Genomic DNA, 23562 nt, shown 5'->3' with positions numbered 1-23562 from the left:
GCGATGGCGGGCCTGTTGGCCGCCTTGGGGACATCTTAGGGGGCTGGTGAGCGGGGGTCTCGGGCCGGGTCCGGGGCGGTGGCCGGGGCCCGGTCTGGGGCGGTGGCCGGGGCCGGGTCTGGGGCCGGGGGTGCGGTCGGGGGTGCGGTCGGGTCCGGGGTCCGGGTCCTGGGTCGGGGGTGCGGTCGGGTGCGGCGCCGCTGCCGGGGCTCTGCCCCGGGCCCCGCGCCTCAAACGCCGGCGGGGCTGGATCCGGCGGGCGTCGGTGGGGTGGGTCGGGTGGGATCGGGTTCGGTCGGGGGTGGCTGGTTCGGGGTGGTGATCGACACAGGGGGCGGGCGCAGAATCGTGGGTATGCTCGCCGCCATGCCCACGCCCCCCTCCGCCACAGCGCGGGACGAACCCGTCATACGGGATCGCGGCGACGCCTGCCCCGGCGCGCTGCGCCTGCATGCCGCCGACGACGGGTACCTGGCGCGGGTCCGGATCCCGGGGGGTCTGCTGACCGGCCGGCAGGCCTCGGTGCTGGCGCTCGCCGCCGACCGGTTCGGGGACGGGCACCTGGAACTCACCTCGCGCGGGAACGTGCAGCTGCGCGGGCTCGCCGAAGGCTGCGGCGCGGGGCTGGCGGACCTGCTGCACGGGGCAGGGCTGCTGCCCGCCCCCGGCCACGAGCGGGTACGGAACATCGTGGCGACCCCGATGTCGGGGATCCTCAGCCCCGAGCGGCCCCATGTGACCCCCTGGGTCGGGGAATTGGACCGGCTGCTGTGCGCGAGCACCCGCGCCGCGGACCTGTCCGGGCGGTTCCTGTTCGCCCTCGACGACGGGCGCGGGGACGTTGCCGCGCTCGACCCCGATGTCACCCTGCTCGGCGCGCCACGGGGCCGGGCACTGGTCCGGCTCGGCGCGGCCCCCGACGCCGTGGAGGTGGACGCCACGGACGCGCCCCGGGCTGCGCTGCTCGCGGCCGAGTACTTCCTCGACTCCGCCGACGCCGCCGGCACCCGGGCCTGGCGGGTGTCCGAACTGCCCGCCGAACACGCCCTGGACGCAGGGGAGTTCGCTGTACGGCTCGGGGCGGCCGGCATCGCGGCGGCCGTCGCTCCCGAGGTCACCTGGCCCTACGCTCCGCCACCCAGGCCCTGGGGGCCCGGCACCGGTGACCGGACCCCGCTGTGCGTCCTGCCCCCGCTCGGCCGGCTCACCGCCGACCAGTGGCGGGTGCTGGTCCGTGTCGCCGCTGGAAGCGGCGGAGACGACGGCGAACTGCGGATCACCCCGTGGCGGAGCATCGTGCTGCCCCGCGCGAGCACCCGGCGGCCCGTCGACGGCTACGCACGGCTGGTGGCCGCCGGACTGTCCGTCGCGCCCGACGGCCCCTGGGAATCCGTCACCGCTTGTACCGGACGGCCGGGCTGCGCCAAGGCGCTGTCCGACGTGCGCGCCGACGCGCGGGCCGTCGTGGACGCGGGTGGTGCGGCGCCGGACGGGGCTGCCGGAGCCGCTGTGCACCCCGTCCACCTCGTGCACCCCGTGCACCCCGTCCACTGGTCCGGGTGCGAGCGCCGGTGCGGCCATCCGCGCGGCACCGCCTGGGTCGACCTCGTAGCCACCCCCGACGGGTACCGGCTCGACGGCCGCCCGGTGCCGTCCCACGAACTTGCCCAGGCCGTCGCCGACGCGCGCAGCCAACCCCGAGTGTCCGAAGACGCAGTGAAGAAATGAGCGAGTACACCGTGTTCGAGTACGAGAAGGACGGCGCCGAGATCTACCGCCAGTCCTTTGCCACGATCCGCGCCGAGGCGGACCTTTCCGGGCTGCCCGCCTCGGTCGCCCAGGTCGCGGTGCGCATGATTCACGCCTGCGGGATGACCGACCTGACCCGGGACCTGGGCTACTCGCCCGAGGTCGTCCTGCGGGCGCGCGCCGCCCTCGAGGCCGGGGCCCCGATCCTGTGCGACGTGCAGATGGTCGCCAGCGGGGTCACCCGCAAGCGGCTGCCCGCGGACAACCAGGTGATCTGCACCCTCTCCGACCCGGCCGTGCCGGAGCTCGCCGCGAAGATGGGCACGACGCGCAGCGCCGCCGCCCTCGAAGTCTGGCGGGACCGGGGCCTGTTGGAGGGCTCGGTGATCGCCGTCGGGAACGCGCCGACCGCGCTCTTCCGGCTGCTGGAGATGATCGAGGAGGGCGCACCGCGCCCCGCCGCGGTCATCGGGGTCCCCGTCGGGTTCATCGGCGCCGCCGAGTCCAAGGACGCCCTCGCCGAACACCCCTCCGCGCTCGACCACTTGATCGTCCGGGGCCGGCGCGGCGGCAGCGCCATGGCCGCCGCCGCCGTCAACGCCATCGCGAGCGTGGCCGAATGAGCACCGGACGACTCTACGGAGTGGGGCTCGGGCCCGGCGACCCCTCGCTGATGACGCTGCGAGCCGTCGAGGTGATCGCGGAGGCGGACGTGGTCGCGTACCACTCCGCCCGCCACGGCCGCTCGATCGCCCGCTCCATCGCCGCGAAGCACCTGCGCGCCGACCACATCGAGGAGCCGCTGGTCTACCCGGTCACCACCGAGACCACCGACCACCCCGGCGGCTACCAGGGTGCGATGGAGGAGTTCTACGAGGCCTCCGCCGCCCGGCTCGCCGTCCACCTGGACGCCGGCCGCACCGTCGCCGTGCTCGCGGAGGGCGACCCGCTCTTCTACAGCTCGTACATGCACATGCACAAGCGGCTCTCCGACCGCTACGAGACCGAGGTGATCCCCGGGGTGACCTCGGTGAGCGCCGCCGCCGCGCGGCTCGGCACCCCGCTCGTGGAGGGCGAGGAGGTGCTGACGATCCTGCCCGGCACCCTCTCCGAGGAGGAGCTCACGGCCCGCCTGGCCGCCACCGACTCGGCGGTCGTGATGAAGCTCGGCCGCACCTTCCCCGCGATCCGGCGGGCCATGGAGAACAGCGGCCGGCTCGCCGAGGCGCGCTACGTGGAGCGCGCCACGATGGCGGGCGAGCGGACCGGCGTCCTGGCGGACACCGACCCCGACTCCGTCCCCTACTTCGCCGTCGCCGTGGTGCCCAGCCGGATCGGGAACCCCGGCAGCGTGCCGTCCGGACCCGGCGAGGTCGCCGTCGTCGGCACCGGCCCGGCCGGACCGCTCTGGCTGACCGCCGAGACCCGGCGGGTGCTGGCCGACGCCGAGGTGCTGGTCGGATACACGACCTACCTGGACCGCGTCCCGGTCAAGCCGGGCCAGATCCGGCACGGCTCGGACAACAAGGTCGAGTCGGAGCGCGCCGAGTTCGCCCTCGACCTCGCCCGGCGCGGCAAGCGGGTGGCCGTGGTCTCCGGCGGCGACCCCGGGGTCTTCGCCATGGCCACCGCGGTCCTGGAGGTCGCGGGGCAGCCCGAGTACAAGGACGTGCCCGTACGGGTACTGCCCGGGGTGACGGCCGCCAACGCGGCGGCCGCCGCGGCCGGAGCCCCGCTCGGCCACGATTACGCCACCATCTCCCTCTCGGACCGGCTCAAGCCCTGGGAGGTCATCGCGGAACGACTGCGTGCGGCCGCCGCGGCCGATCTCGTACTGGCCCTGTACAACCCGGGCTCGCGCAGCCGCACTTGGCAGGTGGCGCAGGCCCGCGAACTGCTCCTGGAGCTGCGCGCACCGCAGACCCCGGTGGTCGTGGCGCGCGACGTGGGCGGGTCGGAGCAGTCCGTCCGCATCGTCACGCTGGCCGAACTGGAGCCGTCCGAGGTGGACATGCGGACGATCCTGCTGATCGGTTCCTCGCAGACCCAGGTCACGGAGCGGCCCGACGGGTCGCGGGTGACGTGGACCCCGCGCCGCTACGGGTGATCCGGGACGACTGAGGCCGTGCACGACCACTTCCCGTCCACGGGCGGAGGGGCTTCGCCGACGTCCGGTTGCCCGACCGGCCCCGCCGGGCAGAAGCCCGGCGGGGCCGGTCGGCTGCAGGGGGTTCCGGCCGCTAGCCGGGGGTGACCGCGAAGCGTACGGACCGGACCAGGAGGTCGTCGCGCGCCGGGTTGCCGTGCGCGCGCAGCTTCCACTCGGGGCCCTGGCAGTTGGCCCCGGTGTAGACGACCACGGCGGAGTCCGTGTCGTTGTGCGGGCCGTAGCCGGGCTGCACCTCGTCGTCGCCGACGGCGTAGAGGTTGACGCACTTGCCGCTGTGCGGGTCGTGCAGGGTCACGTGCTGCTCCTGCGCGTATCCGTCGACGTACTTGTAGTGGAAGTAGCCTTCGGCGGCGGAGGCCGAGCCGGGCAGCGACAGGATCAGGGCGAAGGCCGCCATGGCGGCTGCAGCGGTGGTGCGGAGCTTCATGAGGGAGTGGATCCCTTTCCGTGGGGGCGGGTCGGTCAGTGCGGGCACGACCCTAGGAGGGCTCCGAGCGGCGAATCGATCCTCCGTGATCCCTCGGCGTGGCGGGATGCCGGTCCGCGCCACGGACCCGCTCAGCCCTCACCCCTCAGCCGGACAGCCAGGTCCGCACCTCGTCCACGGAGCCGGTCTGCGGGACGCCCTCCGGCACCGGTGGGCGGCGGACGACGAGGACCGGGATGCCCGCCTCGCGGGCGGCCGTGAGCTTGGGGGCGGTGGCCGAGCCGCCGCTGTCCTTGGTGACCAGGAGGTCGATGCGGTGGCGGGCCAGGAGGTCCCGTTCGTCGGCCAGGGTGAACGGGCCGCGCGCGAGCAGGACTTCGAGGCGCGGCGGCGCGGGCGCGGCCGGGGGATCCACCGAACGCACCAGGAACCAGGGCTCGGTGAGGTGCGCGAAGCTGTGCAGGCCCATCCGGCCGGTGGTCAGGAAAGCGCGGGAGCCGAGCTCCGGGAGCAGCGCCGCCGCCTCGGTGAGGGAGTCCGCGAAGTGCCAGTCGTCCCCGGAGCCCGGGGTCCAGCCGGGGCGGCGCAGCGCGAGCAGCGGCACGCCCGAAAGGGCGGCCGCCGCGGCCGCGTTGAAGCTCATCCGCTCCGCGAAGGGGTGCGTGGCGTCGACCAGGTGCGTGACCCCGTGGGCGCCGATCCAGGCCGCCAGCCCGTCCGGACCGCCGAAGCCGCCGATCCGGGTCTCGCCGGGCGGGAGCACCGGGGCGGCGACCCGGCCGGCCAGGGAGGTGGTCACCCGGGGGGAGCCGTGGGCGGCGGCCAGCGCCTCCGCGAGGCGGCGGGCCTCCGTGGTGCCGCCGAGGATCAGGACGTGCGGCTCCGGGGCGGCCGGATCAACACGCATGCCGGTCGCGCTCGGCGGAGTACAGGTGGCTGTCGCGGAACTGTTCCGCGCCCAGGGTGCGGCCCACCAGGATGACGGCCGTGCGGACCAGCCCGGCCTCCTTCACCTGGGCGGCGATGTCGGCCAGCGTCCCGCGCAGGATCAGCTCGTCGGGGCGGCTGGCCATCGCGACCACCGCCGCCGGGCACTCGGCCCCGTAGTGCGGCAGGAGTTCGTCCACGACCCGGTCGACATAGCGGGTGGCCAGGTGGAGGACGAGGAGCGCTCCGCTGCGGCCCAGGGTGGCGAGGTCCTCGCCGGGCGGCATCGGGGTGGCCTGCTGGGAGATCCGGGTCAGGATCACGGTCTGGCCGACGGTGGGGACGGTCAGCTCCCGCTTCAGCGCGGCGGCCGCCGCGGCGAAGGCGGGGACGCCCGGGACGACCTCGTAGGGGATGCCGGCCGCGTCGAGGCGCCGCATCTGTTCCGCGACGGCGCTGAAGACGGAGGGGTCGCCGGAGTGGAGCCGGGCCACGTCCTGGCCGGCCGCGTGGGCCCGTACGCACTCGGCGATGATCTCGTCCAGGTTCAGCTGCGCCGTGTCGATCAGGCGGGCATCCGGAGGGCATTCGGCGAGCAGTTCGCGCGGGACCAGGCTGCCGGCGTACAGGCAGACGGGGGCGGCGGCCAGCGTCCGGGCGCCGCGCACCGTGATCAGGTCGGCGGCGCCGGGGCCCGCACCGATGAAGTACACGGTCATATCGTCTGATCCACCATTTCGGGGTTGGGCTGGGAGTGCGGGTGGGCCGGGTGGGACGGGTACGGCTTGGTGACCGTCCACTGGGTGACGGGCATCGCCTGGCGCCAGCCCGTGAAACCGCCGACGGGCACGGCGTGCGCGACGGCCAGTTTCACCAGCTCGCCGCCGTGGCGCCGGTAGCGGTCGGTGAGGACCGCCTCCGACTCCAGGGTGACCGTGTTGACCACGAGCCGGCCCCCGGGGGCCAGTGCCTCCCAGGCCGCGTCGAGCAGGCCCGGCGCGGTCAGGCCGCCGCCGATGAACACCGCGTCGGGGGCGGGCAGCCCGGCGAGCGCGTCGGGCGCGGAGCCGGTGACCACGCGCAGGCCGGGCACGCCGAGGGCGGCCGCGTTACGGGTGATGCGCGCGGCCCGCTCCTTCACCCGCTCCACGGTCACCGCCCGGCAGGAGGGGTGCGTACGCATCCACTCGATGCCGATGGAGCCGGAGCCGCCGCCGATGTCCCACAGCAGTTCCCCGGGGGCCGGGGCGAGGGCGCAGAGGGTCGCGGCGCGGACGTGGCGCTTGGTGAGCTGGCCGTCGTGCTCGTAGGCGGCGTCGGGCAGGCCGGGGGTCGCGCCGAGCCGGGGGGTCCCGGCGCGGGGGTCGCGGCGGCAGTCGACGGCGATCACGTTGAGGGGGTCGCCGGGCGGGTGTTCCCAGCTCCGGGCGAGGCCCTCGTACGCGTCCTCGTGCTCGGATCCGAGCTGTTCCAGGACGCGCATCCGGCTGGGTCCGAAGCCCCGCTCTCGAAGCAGAGCGGCGATCTCGTTCGCGGTCGGTGCTCCGGCGCTCAGCACCAGGACCCGGCGGCCCTCGTACAGCGCGGCCGCGAGCCGGGCCACCGGGCGGCCGACCACGGTGACCACCTCGGTGTCCTCCACCGGCCAGCCGAGGCGGGCGCAGGCGTACGAGACGGAGGAGGGGTGCGGCAGGACGTGCAGGGCGTCGGGGCCGAGCTCCTCGGACAGGGCGCGGCCGATCCCGTAGAACATCGGGTCACCACTGGCCAGCACCGCGATGCGGCGGCCCGCGTGCTCGGCCATCAGCTTCGGCACGGCCGGGCGCAGCGGGCTGGGCCACGCGACCCGGGCACCACCGCATTCCCCGAGGGGGAGCAGGTCCAGCTGCCGGGGCCCGCCGATCAGCACCTCGGCCCCGACCAGAGCGGCCCGGGCGGGGGCGGTCAGTCCGTCCCAGCCGTCGGCGCCGAGGCCGACGACCGACACGGGTACGGGGGGCGGTGCGGAGCTCACGGGGTGGACCTCGGGGTACTGGAAGCGGGTGGACCCGCAGCCTACTGGGCCCACCCTTTCGCCCTGGCGGGCGGGCCCGGGGCTCCGGGCCCCCGCCCCGGGCCCCCCGCCCCGGACCCCCGGGCTCCGGGCCCCCGGACCCCCGGGCCCCCCGCCCCGGACCCCCGGGCTCCGGGCCCCCGGACCCCCGGCCGCCGGTGCCCCCGGACCCCGGGTGCGCCGGTGGCCGGGGCAGGCCTGCGTGTGCGGGCCCTGCGGGGCGGGGTCCCCTACCCGCCCTTCGCCCGTTCCCCGGGGCTGCGCCCCGGACCCGTTGCCGCGTGCGGCGCCGTTGCCGGGGGCCGGCCCCCGGACCCCCGCTCCTCAAACGCCGGAGGGGCTGGAGGATCGCGGCTTCCAGCCCCGCGGGCGTTTGAGGCGTGGGGGTCCGGGCGGAGCCCGGGGAACGGGGGAAGGTCGGGTAGGGGACTTCGGCCCGCGCAGCGGTGGCGTGCGGCCGACGGCGGGGCCGTGTTCCGGGCAGGGCGCCGGGAGTAGGGTGCGGGGGCCGGTGGGCCGTGGGGGCCGCCGGGACGGGAGGAGCCGCCATGGCGGGCTGGAAGGCAAGCCGGATGCCGGATCAGAGCGGGCGCGCGGCCATAGTCACCGGAGGCAACAGCGGGATCGGCTACGCCGCCGCCAGGGAACTCGCCCGCCGCGGCGCCGCGGTGGTGCTGGCCTGCCGGAGCGCGGCCAGGGGGCGGGCGGCCGAGGTCGCCCTGCGGAGTGAAGTGTCCGGCGCCGACGTGGAGTTCATGGCGCTGGACCTGGCCGATCTGGCCTCCGTGAGGGAGTTCGCGGCCGCGTACGGGCGGCGCCGGAACGGCAGCCTTGATCTGCTCGTCAACAACGCCGGCGTGATGGCGCTGCCGTACGGCCGGACCGCCGACGGCTTCGAGACGCAGTTCGGGGTCAACCACCTCGGCCACTTCGCCCTCACCGGGCTTCTGCTGCCCCGGCTCCTCGCCGCCCCGCCCGGGGCCCGGATCGTCAACCTCTCCAGCAGCTTCCACGCCCTCGGGGACGTGGCACACGATGACCTGAACAGCCAGCGCGATTACCGGCGTTGGATCGCCTACGGCCGCTCCAAGAGTGCGAACCTGCTCTTCACCCACGAGCTCGCCCGCCGCCTGGCGGCCGCCGGATCCGAGGTCGTCGCGGCCGCCGCCCACCCCGGCTACGCCGCCACCAACCTCCACGTGGGGGCGACCCCGCAGGCGGGGACGACCCTCGGCTCGCGGTTCACCGCGGCCGCCACCGCTCTCGGGAACGCGATCGGCAACACCGTCATCGCGCAGTCCGCCGCCTCCGGCGCGCTGCCCACCCTGTACGCGGCCACCGCGCCCGGGGTCCGGCCCGACGAGTTCATCGGGCCGCGGCTCGGCCTGCGCGGTGCGCCCGTCCGCTCCCGGCGGGCGAAATGGACCCTGGACGACAAGTCCGGCGAACGGCTCTGGGGTGCCTCCGAAAAGCTCACCGGAGTCTCGTACACGTCTCTATCGCGCTGAATCCCCGGGGGCTAACTTGCTACTCGCCAGTCACTTCAGGCTGTCGAGTCCGAGTCGTGTCACGCCGGATCCCCTGGGAGAGCCATGCGCAGATCCGCCCTGCCCGTGCCCCTGTTGTTCCCGATGCTCGTCGCCCTGGCCGCGGCCCTCGCCGCGGCGCTGGTGGCCGCTCTGCTCATCGCCCCGACGGCGCGGGCCGCCGAAGGCGTCGACCGCGCGGAGCGCCGTACGCCGGTCGTCCTCGTCCACGGCTTCGGGGACACCGCGGCCTCCCTCGACGGGTTGGAGGACTACCTGCACGCCCAGGGGTGGCTCTCCAGTGACCTCGCCGAATTCGGCTACGACTGGGCCGCCACCAACGACTCGAACGCCGCCCGCTTCGGCGCCTTCCTCGCCGAACGGTTCGGCAGCCGCCCCGTCGACGTGGTCGCACACAGCATGGGCTCGCTGCTGACGCGCAAGTACCTCAAGGACGGCGGGAGTTCCCGGGTCCGCGCCTGGGTCTCGCTCGGCGGACCCAACCACGGGGCGGGGGACGCCGCCCCGTGCGGGCCCTTCGCCACCTTCTGCGACATCCACGCGGCCTCGCTCGCCGACATGACCCCCGGCAGCCCCTTCCTGAACGCCCTCAACGCGGGAGACGAAACCCCGGGCGCCACCCGCTACACCACCTTCAGCTCCACCTGCGACCAGCAGATCCCGCCCGGCGACAGCCGCGCCCCGCGCTCCACCGAACTGGCCGGAGCCGTCAACCACGTCCTGCCCGTGGGCGACAGCGGCTGTCCCTCGCACTACGGGCTGCTCGGCAACGACTGGGTCCGGCGGCAGATCGTCGCCGAGTTCTCCAAGGATCCGGTGAGCCAGGTCGACCTGAAGACCGGTCCGTTCCGGATCACCGTCGACTCGGCGCGGTTCACCTCCAGTGGTGAGAGCGGGCCCGAGCTCTACGACGGGCTCACCCTGACCACCGACGGGACCGCCCGCTCCCTCTGGCGTCGCGACCGGTCCGGCGCCACCGCCTTTCCCGATCACGACCCCTGGTTCGGACTCGACGACTCGACCCGCAGTCAGGTCTTCACCGGCCGGGCGACCGTCACCGCCTACCTCGTCGACGCCGACTACAGCGCCGGGAACAACGACGACGTGATGGCCGCCGGCCGCGTCCACTGGGACCCGGCGCTCGGCTTCGGCCGGTTCACCGCGAAGACGAACGGAGTGGACGGCGGCGAGGCCTCCGTCACCTACACCGTGACCCCGGTGCAGGGCGTCCCCGCCTGCCGGGTCCGCGTGGACCAGGCGGAACTGACCTACTTCGACGACGGCACGACCCGCCCCGCCCTCTACGGGGACATCACGGTCCGGACCGGTGAAGGTGCGCGCACCGCCGTGTGGTCGCGCTCGGGCTCGGCCCCGTCGACCTTCCCCAACCAGGGCAACCGCACCAACCCGGACCCGTACTTCCACCAGAGCGTCGGGTCGGGGACCACGTACGGGCCGGGCCCGTTCGAGATCGGCGTCTTCCTCTGGGACTACGACGCCTCCTCGGCCGACGACCTGGTCGCCCGGGGCACGGTGGCCTGGGATCCCTACACCGATCAGCCGGGGACCCGTACCAGCGAGTTCCGCGGGGACGACGGAGGGCACGTGAAGGTCACCTGGACGGTCCTCTGCCCCTGATCCGGCGGAGGTCCCGGCCGAGGGCTGACCGAGGTCGGGCCGAGGTCTGGACCGAGGTCTGGACCGAGGTCTGGACCGAGGTGAGGACCGAGGTGAGGACCGAGGTGAGGACCGAGGCCCCGAGGGGGCGCGCCCCGGTATGAGCCCGTCCGCCCCCGTCGAGCCTCCGGGCGCCCCGTCCGGGCCCTGACCAGGGCGGCCCGTCCCCGCCACACTCGGCGGCATGGACGACGACACGACGGACAACCACCTACGTACCACCGGCCCGCACACCGATGCGCAGGCCGATCCGCACGCCGAGCGAAGCGTCGAGCACCGCGCCGAGCACCGTGCCGAGGACCATGCGGTGGTCCTCGGTGCGGGCATGGCCGGGCTGCTGGCCGCGCGGGTGCTCGCGATGCGGTTCTCCCGGGTCACCCTGATAGAGCGGGACGAACTGCCGCAGGGTGAGCCGGTGTTGCGCCCCGGGATACCCCAGTCCCGGCACGCGCACATCCTGTGGTCGCGGGGTGCGGAGCTGATCGAGCTGATGCTGCCGGGCATCACCGACAAGCTGGTGGCGGCGGGGGCGGGCCTCTTCGACTCGCCGCGCGACTTCCTCTGGCTCAGCCCGGCCGACTGGTTCGGGCCGGTGAACGGGGCCAGAGTCCTGCTGGCGAGCAGGGAGCTGCTCGACTCGACGGTGCGCGGGGAAGTGCTCCGCAACGCCCGTGTCCGGGTCCGGGCCGGTACGGCCGCCACCGGGCTCGTGGCCGGGCCGGACGGCCGTACGGTCACCGGCGTGGAACTGCGAGGCGGCGAGCGGCTGGCCGCTCGTCTGGTCGTCGACGCGACCGGCCGTTCCTCCAAGGCCCCGGCCTGGCTCACGGCACTCGGCCACCCGGCTCCGGCGGTCACCCGATACGACTCCCATCTCGGGTACTCCAGCCGCTATTTCAAGATCCCTGAGGATCCGGGCCGGCGCTGGCAGGGCATGTACGTCCAGGGCCGGCCCGAACTCCCGCGCGGCGGTGTGCTGATGCCGCTGGACGGGGACCGCTGGCTGGTAACCCTGGTCGGCAACGGCGAACACGCCCCGCCCACGCGGGAGGAGGAATTCCTTCCGTTCGCCCGGAGCCTGCGCAGTCCGGCCCTGTACGACGCCATCCGGGACGCGGTCCCGCTGTCCTCGCCCACCGCCTTCCGGAACAACATGAACGAATGGCGGCACTACGAGCGCCTGGAGCGCTGGCCGGACGGGTTCGTGGTCCTCGGCGACGCGGCCTGCCGGGTCAACCCCGTGTACGGGCACGGGATGACGGTCGCCGCGCTCGCCGCGGAGGCCCTGGCCAAGGAGATCCGCGCCCTGGACCCGGGGCAGATCGCCGCGGCCTCCCGGCGGATCCAGCGCCGGACCCTCGCGGCGGCCGCCGTGCCCTGGCAGATCGCCACCAGCGAGGACATGCGGTACCCGGTGACGGAGGGGCCGCCGCCGGACCGGGCCACGCGGATCCTGCAGCGCTACATGTCCCGGGTGATGGCGGGAGCCAACACCGATCAGGCGATAGCCTCCCGCTTCTTCGGCGTGCTGTCGCTGACCAGCCCGCCGGGCACCCTGCTCGACCCCGTCACGATGTTCCGCGTCCTGTCCAAGCGGCACCTCCCGGCCACCCCGGAGACCACGGCCTACCCGGCCCACCACGGCCCGCCGGCGGAGCTGCGCGAGCGCCGGAACGCCTAGGTCGTCTCTTTCGGATCTTGCCTGGCCCGATCCGAAGGACACCCCCTAGGATCGGCCCATGATCGCCGAGCTGCAGTGCGTGGTGCTGGACTGTCCCGATCCGGCGGCGCTGGCCGCGTTCTACCGGTGCCTGGCCGGCGGTGAGGTCAACCGTCCCGACCGGCGCTGGGCGACCGATGCGACCTGGGCGACCCTGCACCTCCCGGCCGGCCAGGTCCTCGCCTTCCAGTACGCCGAGGACCACCGGCCGCCCCGCTGGCCGGACCCGGCCCGGCCCCAGCAGCTCCACCTGGACTTCGCCGTCGCGGACCTGGACGCGGCCCATGCGGAGGTTCTGTCCTGCGGGGCCACCCTGCTGGACGGGGACCGGGCCGGCCAGGGCTGGCGGGTCTACGCCGATCCGGCCGGGCACCCCTTCTGTCTGGTGCGCCACTGACCCGCGGCCCCCGCCGGCCCCGTCTTCAGTCCGGGACGGTCACTTCGACGGGCTGAGCTGCACCGTCGTCAGAGCCCCGCCCGCGGCCTCCTTGACCACGGTGAGCCGGGTCCCGGTGTCCGGCACCTTGACCCCGAGCTGTGGCAGCCCCGCGTTCCAGTACGACCCGTAACGGTCGTCGAAGACGGGTACGCCGCTCCGGGCCGGGATCACGGTCGGTGCGCCCGCCTTGTGCAGGACGATCCGGTCGCTCTTCCCGAGGGAGAAGGGTGCGTCGAAGGTCTGCGCACGCGCGTTGAGGAGCGTGCCGTCCGGGTGGGTCAGCGGCTCCGGGCGGGAGTCGACGGGCAGCAGCATGCCGCCGCCGGGGTGCGCCTTGGTGGTGTTGTCGCTGTACGCGGTGTCCCAGAGCCAGACCAGCACGCCCTGCTGGTAGGGGTAGAACTCCACCTTGTCGCCCGTGAAGCCGAAGTTGTACGGACCGGTCCGCAGCAGGCTGCCGTAGCCGGTGTAGCGGCGGTTCTCCACGAAGTACGCACGCGGGTGCTGCTCGCTGCCCGTGCGACCCTCCGTACGCGACCACTTGACCGCCGTCCAGCCGTTCGCGCCCTGCTCCGCCCCGTCGCGCAGCAGCTCCCGGGCGTCGCCGTCGCCCGCCGTGACGCGGATGTCGTCGAAGGTGACGCCCTTGCCGTGGGTGTTGCTGTCCGAGGTGACGCGCAGCCTCAACTGGACCGATGTGCCGCTGAATCGGGTCAGCGGGATCGAGAGCTGCGTCCAGCCCGCCGAGGTGCCGGAGATCCCCTTCGCCCCGATCGGCGTGGCGTCCACCGTGCCCGGCAGTGCCGTCCAGGCGGTCCCGCCGTCGGTGGAGGCCTCCACGGTCAGGTAGTCGAAGTCCTGCTCGATGTCGTACCAGACGCGGGCGTCCAGGCGGGCCGCCGTCCCGGCCGCGATCCCCGAAAGGTCGACCGTGCGGGACAGCGTGTTGTCCATGAAGTCGCCCGTGCCGCTCCACCACTGGCTGGCGCCCGCGTACGGATCGACCAGCTCGGTCGTGGTCGAAGACGGCGGCAGGTGCACCAGCATGGCCTGCGGATCCTCGGTGTTGTAGCCGGACACCCCGAGCGTCGCCCGCGTCGTGCGGCCCGCGTCGGCCTCCGTGTACCGGAGCCAGCCGAGCTGCAGCTTGCTCCAGGGGTCGAGGTCGCCCGGGAACTCTCCGGTGGAATTGCGGCCCTTGCCCAGGTAGGACGCCGAGGACATCAAGGACCAGAAGTTGACGCTGTTGTCCCCGTCCGAGCTGTACAGGTCGGGCAGGCCCAGGTCGTGCCCGAACTCGTGCGCGAAGAGGCCCGCGCCGCTGTTCTCCCCGCCGGTCAGGTAGTCCCCGGCCCAGATGCCGGTGTCGCCGACCGGGGCGCCGCCCGCCTTGTTGCCCTCCGGGCCCGCGCTGCCGGCCTGGTTCCAGTAGGCGAACCAGCGGTGGGCCCACACGGCGTCCTTGCCCTGCGTACCGCCGCCCCAGGTCTGGTCCTTGCCCGCGTGGACGACGACGAGGTGGTCGAGGTAGCCGTCCGGCTCGTCGAAGTTGCCGTCGTGGTCGGCGTCGTAGCGGTCCCACACGTCGTACTCGGCGAGCTGGGCCTTGATCTGCTCGGGCGTACGGCCCTTTGCGCGCTCGGACTTGTACCAGGAGTCCGTGGCGTCCCGGATCATGTCCCAGTTGCTCCGGCACTGGCCCGACTCCGAGCAGTTGTCCGTGCCGTAACGGGCCTCGTTCCAGGGCAGCTTGACCCAGTCGGTCACCATGCCGTCCATGTCGTACCGGCCGGAGGACTGGAGCCGGTAGTAGGCGCGCAGGGACGCGGACTGTGGATCGGTGGAGAAGAACTGCTTCTGGTAGAAGGACCGGTCGAAGTCCCTGCGCCACAGGGTGTGGTTGTCGTCCGCGGCAGGCTTGCCGATCGTGTTGTGCGCCGGGCCCGGGGTGCCGCCGAAGCGCGGCTTGCCCTCGAACTCGGTGGTGTTGTCCACCTGGTCGCCGAACTCGGCGAGGATCACGAAGACCTTGTCCTTGCGCTCCCGGGCCAGTTCGACGTACCGCTTGCCGATCTTGGCGAGGCGCGGCAACCTGCCGTCGGCCTCGGCGCGCAGGCCCCCCGGACGGCCGGCGGCCACCTCTTCGAGGGCCTGGCGGCGCAGGGCCTGGCGCTGGAGCTCCAGGGGTGCGGGCGGCGGGGCGGCGGCCTGCCGGGCCTGCTGCTGATCGGCCTGTTGCTGCTGCCCGGCGGGGGTCGGGGCCGGGGTCGGGGGTGCGGTGGCGGCGAGCGCGGGGGCGGCGAGGAGGGCGATGGATATCGCCGCTCCCACCGCAGCGAGTCTGCGCAAGGTAGCTGACCTTTCTGGAGGTTCCGGTCGGCCGGGTCGGCCGAAGCGGGAGTAATATTTCACATGTGACAGGTGATTGATAGGTGTGGGAGGGGTGGACGCCCGGTGCGGCCGGAGGCCGGGCGAGGGTCGAGCGAGGACCGGGCGAGGGCCGGGCGCGGCGAGGCGGGGGAGTGGGGCGGACGGCCGCGTGCGGCCAGGGCTGATGCCCGGTGCGGTCCGGCGTCCGCTCCGGCCCCCGAACTCGACGTTCCGAGGGCCCCGTTCGCCGCACGGCGCTATCGTGCCGAGCGGGGACGACTGTGCGAGGGGGCGGAGCCGCGATGCGTTTTCTGTTTGTGCACGGCACGGGGGTGCGGCGCGAGCGGCACGACCTGCTCTTCGCCCTGGTCCGGGACCGGCTGACCGCCCGGTTCCCGGGGGCGGCCGTCGACTCCTGCTTCTGGGGGGAACGGTACGGGGCCGCCCTGAGCGCTCACGGCCGTTCCGTACCCGGACTGAGCGCGCCCGGCGCGGCCCCCGGCCCGGACGACGAGGAGATCGCCGAGTGGGGGCTGCTGATCGCCGACCCGCTCTGCGAGCTGCGGGTGCTGGCGGAAGCGGGCTGGGACACCGGAGCCGACGGCCACCCGGACGGACGGCCCGACGGCGCGCCCGATGACGACGGCTTCGCCATGCCCGGCGTCCAGTCCGCGGGCGAGCACGTACTGGACCTGCTCGCCGAGGTCTCCGGGGTCCCCGACGGCGGCGAACAGGCCGCGTTACTGCTCGGCACCGGCCTCGCCGCCGGATTCCCCGCCGCCCTGAAGACCGTCTTCCGTTCCGCCGAGGCCGCCCGCGCCGGGGCCCGCGCCACCGGCCAGCCGCAGGCCCGGGAGCTGGCCAAGGCGCTGGCCCGCGCGGTGACCGCCGCCGCCCTCGCCTCGGCCGGAGCCGAGGCCGACTGCACCGGAGCCGAACGCGACCGCCTCGTCGAGCTGATCACCACCCGCCTCGGCGGCGACGCCCGGGTCCCCGGCGCCCGGGCCGCCGCCGTCCTCGGCCGGCTCGCCCTGCGCGTCACCACCCAGCCGCTGCTCAACGCCTGGCGCGGCTCCCTCACCGTCGGGGCCACCCCCGCCCTCGGCGACATCCTGCGCTACCAGGCCCGGGGCGCCGACCTCCGCGCGTTCCTGCACGAGCGGATCACCGCCGAGCCGGGGCCGACCGTGCTCATCGGGCACAGCCTCGGCGGCATCGCCCTCGTGGACCTCCTCGCCCTGGCGGCCGCCCGCGGCGAGCCGGTACCCGGAGTCGAACTGCTCGTCACCGTCGGCTCGCAGGCACCCTTCCTCCACGAACTCGGTGCACTGGCCGGGATCGTGCCGGGCACCAGGCTCCCGTACGCCTTCCCGCGCTGGCTCAACGTCTACGACCGCCAGGACGTGCTGTCCTACCTCGCCGAGCCCGTCTTCCCCGGCGACCCGCGCGTCAGTGACCAGGAGATCGCCAGCCGCCAGCCCTTCCCGGCCTGCCACAGCGCCTACTGGAAACAGGACGCCCTCTACGCACGCATCGAACAGGCGGTGGCCGAAGCGGAGATCGGGTGAATCCCCTCGACCTCCTGCCCGCCGACCTGGGGCCGCGCACCTTCGCGCTCGTCGCCGGGGTCGAGAGCTACGACGTGAGCCGCCACTGGAACCTGCGCGGTCCGGCCCGCGACGCCCTGCGGTTCGCCCGCTGGCTCACCGGACCGGGGGAGGTGCCGCCGGGCCACGTAAGGCTGTTGCTGTCCCCGCTCGACGACCCGGACTCGCTCGACTGGTCGGCCTCCGCCGCCCTGCGCTCCCTGCGCACCACGCACCGTCCGGCCACGGAGGCGAACGTGAAATCGGTGCTGTTCGACGAACTCCCCGCGTGCGAAGGCGATCTGCTCGTCATCTTCTGGGCCGGACACGGCTACACGGAACCGCGCCGCGGTGAACTGATGCTGCCTTCCGCGGACGCCCGGCCCGGCCAGATCCGCCACCTCAACCTCGACTCCGCGCTGCGCTGGTGGCGCACCAATCTGGTCAAGCGCGAGCTCTTCCGGTACCAGGCCGCCCTGGTGGACGCCTGCCGGGTCGACGCACCCCGCGACGCCCGGTGGAACTTCGGCACCAGCGACTACGGCGGCGGCGCCACCGTCCCGGGGCGGCGCCAGTTCCGGCTGTACGCCTCCCGCGAGGGCGAGGCCGCGAAGAACGACGCCGAGCGCGGCGCGGGCCGCTTCACCGAGGAACTCCTCGCCGAACTCGGCGAACGCCCGGTGCGCGAGGCCGTCTCCGGGCTCGCCGACACCGCCCGCTCCATCCACCGCACCTTCCTCGGCCTGCGCGAACGCGGCGAAGGCTGGCAGCTCCCGCAGTTCGTCGTGGACCGTGACTGGGACGCCTGCTCCTTCCTCGAGGACGACCTCCCCGGCATGCCGCCACCGCGCGCCGGCCGCCTCGACCAGGCCGCCTGGGACGGACTCGGCGAGCTCTTCGCGGACCGCGACCTGCCCCGCTGCGCCTACGAGGCCTACCTGTGGGCGTTCAAGGCGGCCGGCTGCGCGGCCCCCGCCCGGGGCGGACTGCCCGGCGACACCCTGCTGGAGGTGGCCCAGGACCTCGACGAACGCCACGGCGGGCCGGCCGGGATGCCGCTCCCGGTGCCCTTCGTGCGGTTCCTCGGAGAGCAGGGCGCGGCGGGAGACGAGCGGTGGGCGGCCGGGCTGCGCGACTGGGTGCGCGTCACCCGCGAACGCCTGGGCCTGCCCGCGCTGCCGCCCCCGCCCCCGCCGCCGCGCAGGATGGCCCTGCACGTGCGGCTGGAGACGCCGCCGGGCGGGGAGGACGGATTCCTCGCCCGGATGTGGCTGCGGCGGGAGGCGACCGAGCACATCTGGGAATCGGAGGGGGAGCCGGTCCGGCTGGACGCGGTACGGGACGCACTCGTAGGGCAACTCATGGCGGCGAACAGGGCCCTGGGAGCCGACGCGGAGGCAGGGCGGCCGGCCGGTGCGGTGGAGCGGATCGAGTTCCACGTGCCGTACGAGCTGCTGGACCTGGACTTCGACCAGTGGCCGGTCCCGCGCGGCCCGGGCAGGAGGACCCGGCCCCTGGGGGTGCTCTACCAGGTGGTGGTGCGCTGCCCGCAGGAGCGCGAGTACAGCGGCGCCGAATGGCGCGGCAAATGGCGCTGGCTGTGGGCCCAGGGCGGCCGGCACCCGGAGGCGGTCCGCGTGGTGGCCGACGCGGACGCGTCCGACGGGCTCGGCATGGAGCTGGGCGCGGGACCGGCGCCCGCGTGCGTGGTGGCGCACACCAGGGCCGGGGCGCGGACGGCGGCGGTGGTGGAGGCGGTCCTGGAGGGCGGCGTCCCGGTGGCCCTATGGCACCGGGGCCCCTCTCCGGGCGGCCCCGCTCCGGGCTGGTCCGCGGACGACCTGCTCGCCCTGCTGGTGCCGGCCGGCGAGGACGGGCGGCCGCCCGACCCCGGCGCACTCGACGTGCTCGCGCTGCCCGCCCGCGTGCGCGCGGTGCGCCGGGCGGCCGCCGTCGCGGGCGCGGGCGCCCCCGGCGGCGATCGCCGACAGCCGCCGGGGGGAGACCGGTTGGTCCTCCTGTGGGACGATCCCGACGACACCCTCACCCTGCGGAACCTGGCTTGAACCCGCTCCCGCTCCCGACTTCGCATCCGCACCGATCCCGATGACCGCTCGCGGCGACGGCCCGCGACACCGACGATGGAGGCAGAGGCTGTGGTGAAGGACTGGTGGCTGTACCAAGGGACCGGTGAGGCCGCCGAGCGCCGGGCCAGGCTGGAAGCCGGACCGCCACCGCCCTGGCGCGACTTCAAGGGCGTCCCCGACCCGGGGTACACGGCTCCCGGCTGCGAGGGACCGGCCTGGGAGCGCACCTGGCGGCGCGGCGAGGGCTACGTACCCGACGAGCTGGAGAAGGACGTGGTCAACACGGCCCTGCACCTGCGCCGGCCGCTGCTGATCACCGGCAAGCCGGGTGTCGGCAAGTCCACGCTCGCCTCCAGCATCGCCGCCGACCTCGGCCTGGGGCCGGTACTGCACTGGCCGGTCACCAGCCGCACCGTCCTGCGCGACGGCCTGTACCTGTACGACGCGATCGGCCGGCTCCAGGAGGCCGGGCTGGAGCAGCTGCGCACGCCCGGCGCCGAACCGTCCGCGGCCCACGGGCACCTTCCCGCCCCGGCCGACGGCGGACCGTCCATCGCCCGCTACCTGCGCCTCGGCCCCCTCGGCACGGCCCTCCTGCCCCAGGACCGCCCCCGCGTCCTGCTCGTGGACGAGATCGACAAGAGCGACATCGACCTCCCCGGAGACCTCCTCACCGCCTTCGAGGACGGCGGGTTCGTCATCCCCGAGCTCGCCCGCCTCGTCAAGGAGGCCCCCACCGTCGCCATCGGCACCGACGACGACACCGAGCAGGTCGTCCGGATCTCCCAAGGCCGCGTCCAGTGCCGGTACTTCCCCATCGTCGTCCTCACCAGCAACGGCGAACGCGATTTCCCGCCCGCCTTCCTGCGCCGCTGCGTCCGGCTCCACCTGGACCCGCCGGGACCCGACAAACTGGCCCGCATCGTGCGCGGCCGGCTCGGCGTCGACATCGAGAACAGCGACGAGTACCGCGATCTGGTCCAGAGCTTCCTGGAACGCGCCGAGGACGGCGACCTCGCCACCGACCAGCTCCTCAACGCCATCCAGCTCCGGCTGGCCGGAGCCTGGTCCGCCCCCGGCGACCGCGAACGCTTCCTCGCCACCGTCATGCACCACCTCACCGGACCCTCCGCGTGATCGAGAAACTCCTCGCCGCCCTGGCCGAGGGCGCCGAGGACGGCCCCCGCCCCGGGGTCGGAGCGGAGGAGATCGCCGACATCCTGTGGCTCGCGACCCGGGTGGACGCGGCCGGCTCCCGCCCGGATCCCCCCGGGACACCTCCGGCGGGCGGACCCCGACCCGCGCCCGAGGGAACCGAATCACCCGTCACGACGCGCGGTGGCGCCGTCGAACCGGGCGTCGAGTACTTCGCCGCGGCCGACGCCCCCGCACCCACCCCCGACGCCCCCGCGGAACCCGCCGCCGGCCGGGCCGCGGGAGGCGCCCGGGGCGGCGCGCCCGCGCCGGCCGCGCGCCGGGGCACGGCGGTGCGGCTGCCGCGCGCCGCCACCCTCGACGACCCGCTCGCCCTGATGCGCGCCCTGCGCCCGATCGGCCGCCGCAGCATCGGCGGCCCGGGGGAGGAGCTGGACGAACAGCTCACCGTCGAGCGCAGCATCGAGCGGATGGTGCTCACCCCGGTCCTGCGCCCCGCCGAGAGCCGCTGGCTGGACGTGGCCCTGGTCGTCGACTCCCACCACTCGATGCTGCTCTGGTCCGACCTGGTGGAGGAGGTGCGCGGAGTCCTCACCCGCAGCGGGGTCTTCCGCGACGTGCGGACCTGGCGGCTCACGGGCACCGGCCCCGGCGGCGCCCCCATGGTCGCGCACCATCGCGACAGCCCGCCCCGCAACCCCCTGGAGCTGGTCGACCCGGCGGGCCGGCGGCTGATCCTGGTGCTCTCCGACACGGTCGCCGACGGCTGGCGCGAAGCCCCCCTGCGCGGTGTGCTCCGGCAGTGGTCGGCGCACAACGCAGTGGCCGTACTGAACGTCCTGCCCGAGCGGCTCTGGACGCGCGGGGCGGTCCAGCCGGTCCCCTTCGCCGTGCGCGCGGACCGGCCCGCGGCGGCCACCCGCTCCTGGCAGCGGGTCCCGATCGCCCGGCGGGCCCGCGGCGGCGGGGCGGTGATCCCGGTCGTCGGCATCGCCTCCGGGAGCCTGGCCCGGCTGGTGCGGGTGGTGTCGGGCGACGGCCGCTGGCGGCGGCTCGCGTGCCTGCGCCTCGACGCGGAACCCGCGCGCGGGGGCCCGTACGGGACACCGGGGTCCCCGAAGTTCGTCCCGGACCCCCTGGAGGCGGTGGAGCGCTTCCGTGCGAGTGCCTCGCCGACGGCCCAGCGCCTCGCCGACCACCTGGCCGCCGTACCGCTCACCCTGCCCGTGATGACCCTCGTACGCCGCTCCCTGCTGCGGGACTCCGAGCACGGACACCTCGCGGAAGTCGCCCTGGGCGGCCTGCTAGCCCCCTGGGACGGCGAACAGGAGCCCGACACCGCCCAGTTCGAGTTCCTGCCGGGCGTGCGGGAAGCCCTGCTCGGGTCGCAGCTGCGCGGGGACGTCGCCGCCGTAAGGGAGTTGGTGCGTCGGCGCGTGTGGGAGTACATGTCCCACACGCGCGGCACCGGCCGGGACTTCACGGCGATCCGCCGCGGGCCCCGGGGCGGGGGGCGCCGGGAACTGACGCCGGGGGCTCTGCCGTTCGCCCTGGCCGCCGGGCCGGTGTCGGGACTGGCCGACCGGGTGGTGCGGGTCCGCCTCGAGTCGCAGCGGGAGCCGATGGGGGTGGGCGTGCTGTTGTCGCCACGGCTGGTCCTGACGGTCGGTGAGGCAGTGCAGACCCCGCGGCCGATCGACTTCGCCTGGGTCAGGGTCGAGGACCAGGAGTTCCTCTGCCGCCAGGCCTGGGGGGACGGGGCGTCGCCCCAAGTGGTCCTGCTCGTTTCCGAGGTCGACCTCGTGGACCCGGCGCACTGGACGGAGCCGGCCTGGGCGCAGGGGTTCGCGGCCCCGGGGGAGCGTCTCGTCGTGGACGGCTCGACCGATCAGGGCGAGGCGGTGGCGCTGGCGGCCGAGGTCCTCCCGTACGAGGGAGAGCGCAACGGGGAGCTGGTCCGGCTCTCCGCCGAACCGGAGGCCTGGACCCTCTACGCGGGCGCCCCGGTCTCCCGGAACGGCCTGTTGGCGGGCATCGTGCACACGGTGCTGCCGGAGCGGATGGTGTTCCTGACGGGGCAGGCCCTGCTGGAGCAGCCCGCATTCCGGGCGGCCGTGGCGGCGCACACGGGCACCGGGGACGAACGCTCGGGTGTCTGCCTGGCGGTACGGATCCACGTGCACCGGGGGCCGGTCGGCCGCTCGGCGAGGGAGGAAGTCACCGAGGCCCTCCTGCGGGCGCAGGCGGACGTGGACCAGGGCGGCCTGGTCCGATCCCAGGGAGACGACGGGGTGTTGTTCGTTCCCCTGGTGGATCCGGGCTCGCTCGCACAGGCCGGGAGGACCCTCACCGCACTCCCCGCGGCCCTGGAGCGGCTGCGCGCGGGCTCCGGCGAATGGGAGATCTCCCTGGTGGTGGCCCTGTCCAGAGGACGGTTCACGCCCGATCTGCGGGGGCCCGCCGTGGACGAGTCCCGGGCGCTGGTCGGCCGCCCGGAGACCGCCGGGCCGCTTTCCGGCCCCCGGGACCCGGCGGCGGTCGTCATCGTGAAGGGCGAATCGCTGCTCGGTGTGGGCGGGCTGGAATCCCTCGCGGCCGAGGAGCTGGCGGACACGGGGACGCAGCCGCGCGGGTGGATCTGGTCCGCCCCCGCCGCCGAGGTGGGGCGGGCGCTGATCGATGCCGATCTGAGGACCGAGGACCCGGGCGTCGGCTGGCCGCGCTGCGGGTACGGCGGCACGCGGACGGATCCGGGCGGCTGCATCGGCATCCGACTGCCCGGCCGCCTGCGCTGTCTCACCCATGTGTCGGCGGTGGAGCGGGCCGAGTACCTCCACGGGCTGCGGCCGGGCTCGGAGGTGGACCTGCGGGGCACCACCTTCGGCGACGACCTGCTCGACCAGCTGCTGCTCGCCCTGCGCGAGCCCGGGGTGCGGCAGGTGAGGATGGGCAGGGCCCTCTTCGACCGGGCGCGTTTCACCGGTGACTGGTCCACGCCCGGGGGCGAGTTCGGGGGGCGGGTCTCCTTCGACCGGTCCGTCTTCGAGGGCCAAGCGGCGTTCGAAGCGGCTCACTTCAGGGGAAGTGCCTCCTTCGGCCGGACCGACTTCCGGCGCGGCGCGACCTTCGACGCGGCCGTGTTCGACCGTGAAGCGCGCTTCGTCAGAGCGGACTTCAACGGCAACGCCGGATTCGCGGAGGCCGTGTTCGCCCAAGACCTGGACATGACCGGGGCCGAGGTGTGGGACAGGGCGCGGCTGGGCCGGATGCGGGTGGGAGGCGCCGCCGACCTCGTGCACACGGTCTTCCACGGCCACACCGACTGGCGGCGGACCACCTTCCTGGGGCCCGCCACCTTCGCGTCCACCGTCTGGGGCTCCGGCGCGGTGTTCGACCAGGTCCGCTTCGAGGGCCGGGCCTCCTTCGACCACGCCACCTTCGCCGGACCGACCTTCTTCAAAGGCACGTTCTTCGCGGACCGGGTGACCTTCGACGCGGCCGACTTCGCGGACCACGGGGAGTTCATGAACGCGACCTTCGCCGATCGCACGGGGCTGCCCGAGGCGTGGCGGACGCTCCTGCCGCCGTCGGGCGCCGCGACGTTCACCCTGGGCGGCGCGGCTGATGGAGGAGCGGACGCCTGAGCCGCCGGCCG

At 74.6% G+C, this 23562-nt stretch carries 16 protein-coding genes; 11 read left to right on the top strand and 5 right to left on the bottom strand.

All coding sequences use genetic code 11. The annotated features are described in order from the left end of the window. Window positions 1-366 precede the first annotated feature (366 nt). The 3 genes from ACFYM0_RS36380 to ACFYM0_RS36370 are packed head-to-tail and all read left to right on the top strand — an operon-like array spanning window position 367 to window position 3856. Window positions 367-1728: a cobalamin biosynthesis protein CobG gene (locus tag ACFYM0_RS36380; RefSeq protein ID WP_388509548.1), complete on the top strand. Its 1362-nt coding sequence runs from the start codon at window positions 367-369 to the stop codon at window positions 1726-1728. Continuing rightward, entirely contained in the window at window positions 1725-2372 is a 648-nt protein-coding gene (locus ACFYM0_RS36375) for a precorrin-8X methylmutase (protein ID WP_243338785.1), read from the top strand. The genes ACFYM0_RS36380 and ACFYM0_RS36375 overlap by 4 nt, the downstream gene beginning before the upstream one ends. Then, complete coding sequence (locus tag ACFYM0_RS36370) at window positions 2369-3856, top strand: precorrin-2 C(20)-methyltransferase (RefSeq protein ID WP_388509545.1); 1488 nt, start codon at window positions 2369-2371, stop codon at window positions 3854-3856. Before ACFYM0_RS36375 ends, ACFYM0_RS36370 begins: the two co-directional genes overlap by 4 nt. Before the next feature lie 133 nt (window positions 3857-3989). Here ACFYM0_RS36370 and ACFYM0_RS36365 read toward each other — a convergent pair whose 3' ends face one another. From ACFYM0_RS36365 to cbiE, 4 genes are all read right to left on the bottom strand, one after another. Further along, complete coding sequence (locus tag ACFYM0_RS36365; RefSeq protein WP_388509543.1) at window positions 3990-4346, bottom strand: hypothetical protein; 357 nt, start codon at window positions 4344-4346, stop codon at window positions 3990-3992. A 145-nt stretch (window positions 4347-4491) separates the two neighbouring features. After that, the gene (locus ACFYM0_RS36360) at window positions 4492-5253 is read right to left on the bottom strand and encodes a cobalt-precorrin-6A reductase (RefSeq protein WP_388509540.1); all 762 of its coding nucleotides are present in this window, start codon (window positions 5251-5253) and stop codon (window positions 4492-4494) included. Further along, window positions 5243-5992: a precorrin-4 C(11)-methyltransferase gene (gene cobM / locus ACFYM0_RS36355; protein WP_266903575.1), complete on the bottom strand. Its 750-nt coding sequence runs from the start codon at window positions 5990-5992 to the stop codon at window positions 5243-5245. The genes ACFYM0_RS36360 and cobM overlap by 11 nt, the downstream gene beginning before the upstream one ends. Then, complete coding sequence (cbiE, locus tag ACFYM0_RS36350; RefSeq protein ID WP_388509537.1) at window positions 5989-7287, bottom strand: precorrin-6y C5,15-methyltransferase (decarboxylating) subunit CbiE; 1299 nt, start codon at window positions 7285-7287, stop codon at window positions 5989-5991. Before cbiE ends, cobM begins: the two co-directional genes overlap by 4 nt. A 587-nt stretch (window positions 7288-7874) precedes the next feature. Here cbiE and ACFYM0_RS36345 point away from each other — a divergent pair. The 4 genes from ACFYM0_RS36345 to ACFYM0_RS36330 all read left to right on the top strand — a co-directional run bounded on the left by ACFYM0_RS36345 (window position 7875) and on the right by ACFYM0_RS36330 (window position 12667). Beyond that, the gene (locus ACFYM0_RS36345) at window positions 7875-8834 is read left to right on the top strand and encodes an oxidoreductase (protein ID WP_388509534.1); all 960 of its coding nucleotides are present in this window, start codon (window positions 7875-7877) and stop codon (window positions 8832-8834) included. Window positions 8835-8918: 84 nt separating this feature from the next. Next, window positions 8919-10511, top strand: a complete 1593-nt coding sequence (locus ACFYM0_RS36340; protein WP_388509531.1) for an esterase/lipase family protein — start codon at window positions 8919-8921, stop codon at window positions 10509-10511. Window positions 10512-10734: 223 nt separating this feature from the next. Beyond that, window positions 10735-12231: an NAD(P)/FAD-dependent oxidoreductase gene (locus ACFYM0_RS36335; RefSeq protein ID WP_388509528.1), complete on the top strand. Its 1497-nt coding sequence runs from the start codon at window positions 10735-10737 to the stop codon at window positions 12229-12231. 58 nt (window positions 12232-12289) lie between these two features. After that, a complete protein-coding gene (locus ACFYM0_RS36330; RefSeq protein WP_388509525.1) occupies window positions 12290-12667 on the top strand; it encodes a VOC family protein in 378 nt (125 codons plus the stop codon). 39 nt (window positions 12668-12706) lie between these two features. Here ACFYM0_RS36330 and ACFYM0_RS36325 read toward each other — a convergent pair whose 3' ends face one another. Further along, on the bottom strand, window positions 12707-15058 hold the full coding sequence (locus ACFYM0_RS36325; protein ID WP_388509521.1) for an immune inhibitor A domain-containing protein: 2352 nt from the start codon (window positions 15056-15058) through the stop codon (window positions 12707-12709). A gap of 323 nt (window positions 15059-15381) precedes the next feature. Between ACFYM0_RS36325 and ACFYM0_RS36320 the strand changes: the two genes are divergently transcribed. The 4 genes from ACFYM0_RS36320 (at window position 15382) to ACFYM0_RS36305 (ending at window position 23551) form a co-directional block, all read left to right on the top strand. Further along, complete coding sequence (locus ACFYM0_RS36320; RefSeq protein WP_388509518.1) at window positions 15382-16647, top strand: hypothetical protein; 1266 nt, start codon at window positions 15382-15384, stop codon at window positions 16645-16647. Further along, window positions 16644-18731 carry a hypothetical protein gene (locus ACFYM0_RS36315; RefSeq protein ID WP_388509516.1) on the top strand — a complete coding sequence of 696 codons (2088 nt, stop codon included), beginning with the start codon at window positions 16644-16646 and terminating at the stop codon, window positions 18729-18731. The genes ACFYM0_RS36320 and ACFYM0_RS36315 overlap by 4 nt, the downstream gene beginning before the upstream one ends. Window positions 18732-18824: 93 nt before the next feature. Next, entirely contained in the window at window positions 18825-19889 is a 1065-nt protein-coding gene (locus ACFYM0_RS36310) for an AAA family ATPase (RefSeq protein ID WP_388509578.1), read from the top strand. Beyond that, the gene (locus ACFYM0_RS36305; protein WP_388509513.1) at window positions 19886-23551 is read left to right on the top strand and encodes an SAV_2336 N-terminal domain-related protein; all 3666 of its coding nucleotides are present in this window, start codon (window positions 19886-19888) and stop codon (window positions 23549-23551) included. Before ACFYM0_RS36310 ends, ACFYM0_RS36305 begins: the two co-directional genes overlap by 4 nt. Window positions 23552-23562: the final 11 nt, after the last annotated feature.

It is taken from the genome of Streptomyces sp. NPDC006487 (assembly GCF_042870555.1).
GTDB lineage: Bacteria > Actinomycetota > Actinomycetes > Streptomycetales > Streptomycetaceae > Streptomyces.
Note: the sequence above shows the minus strand (reverse complement) of the source record. Positions and strands in the feature narration are given on the sequence as shown.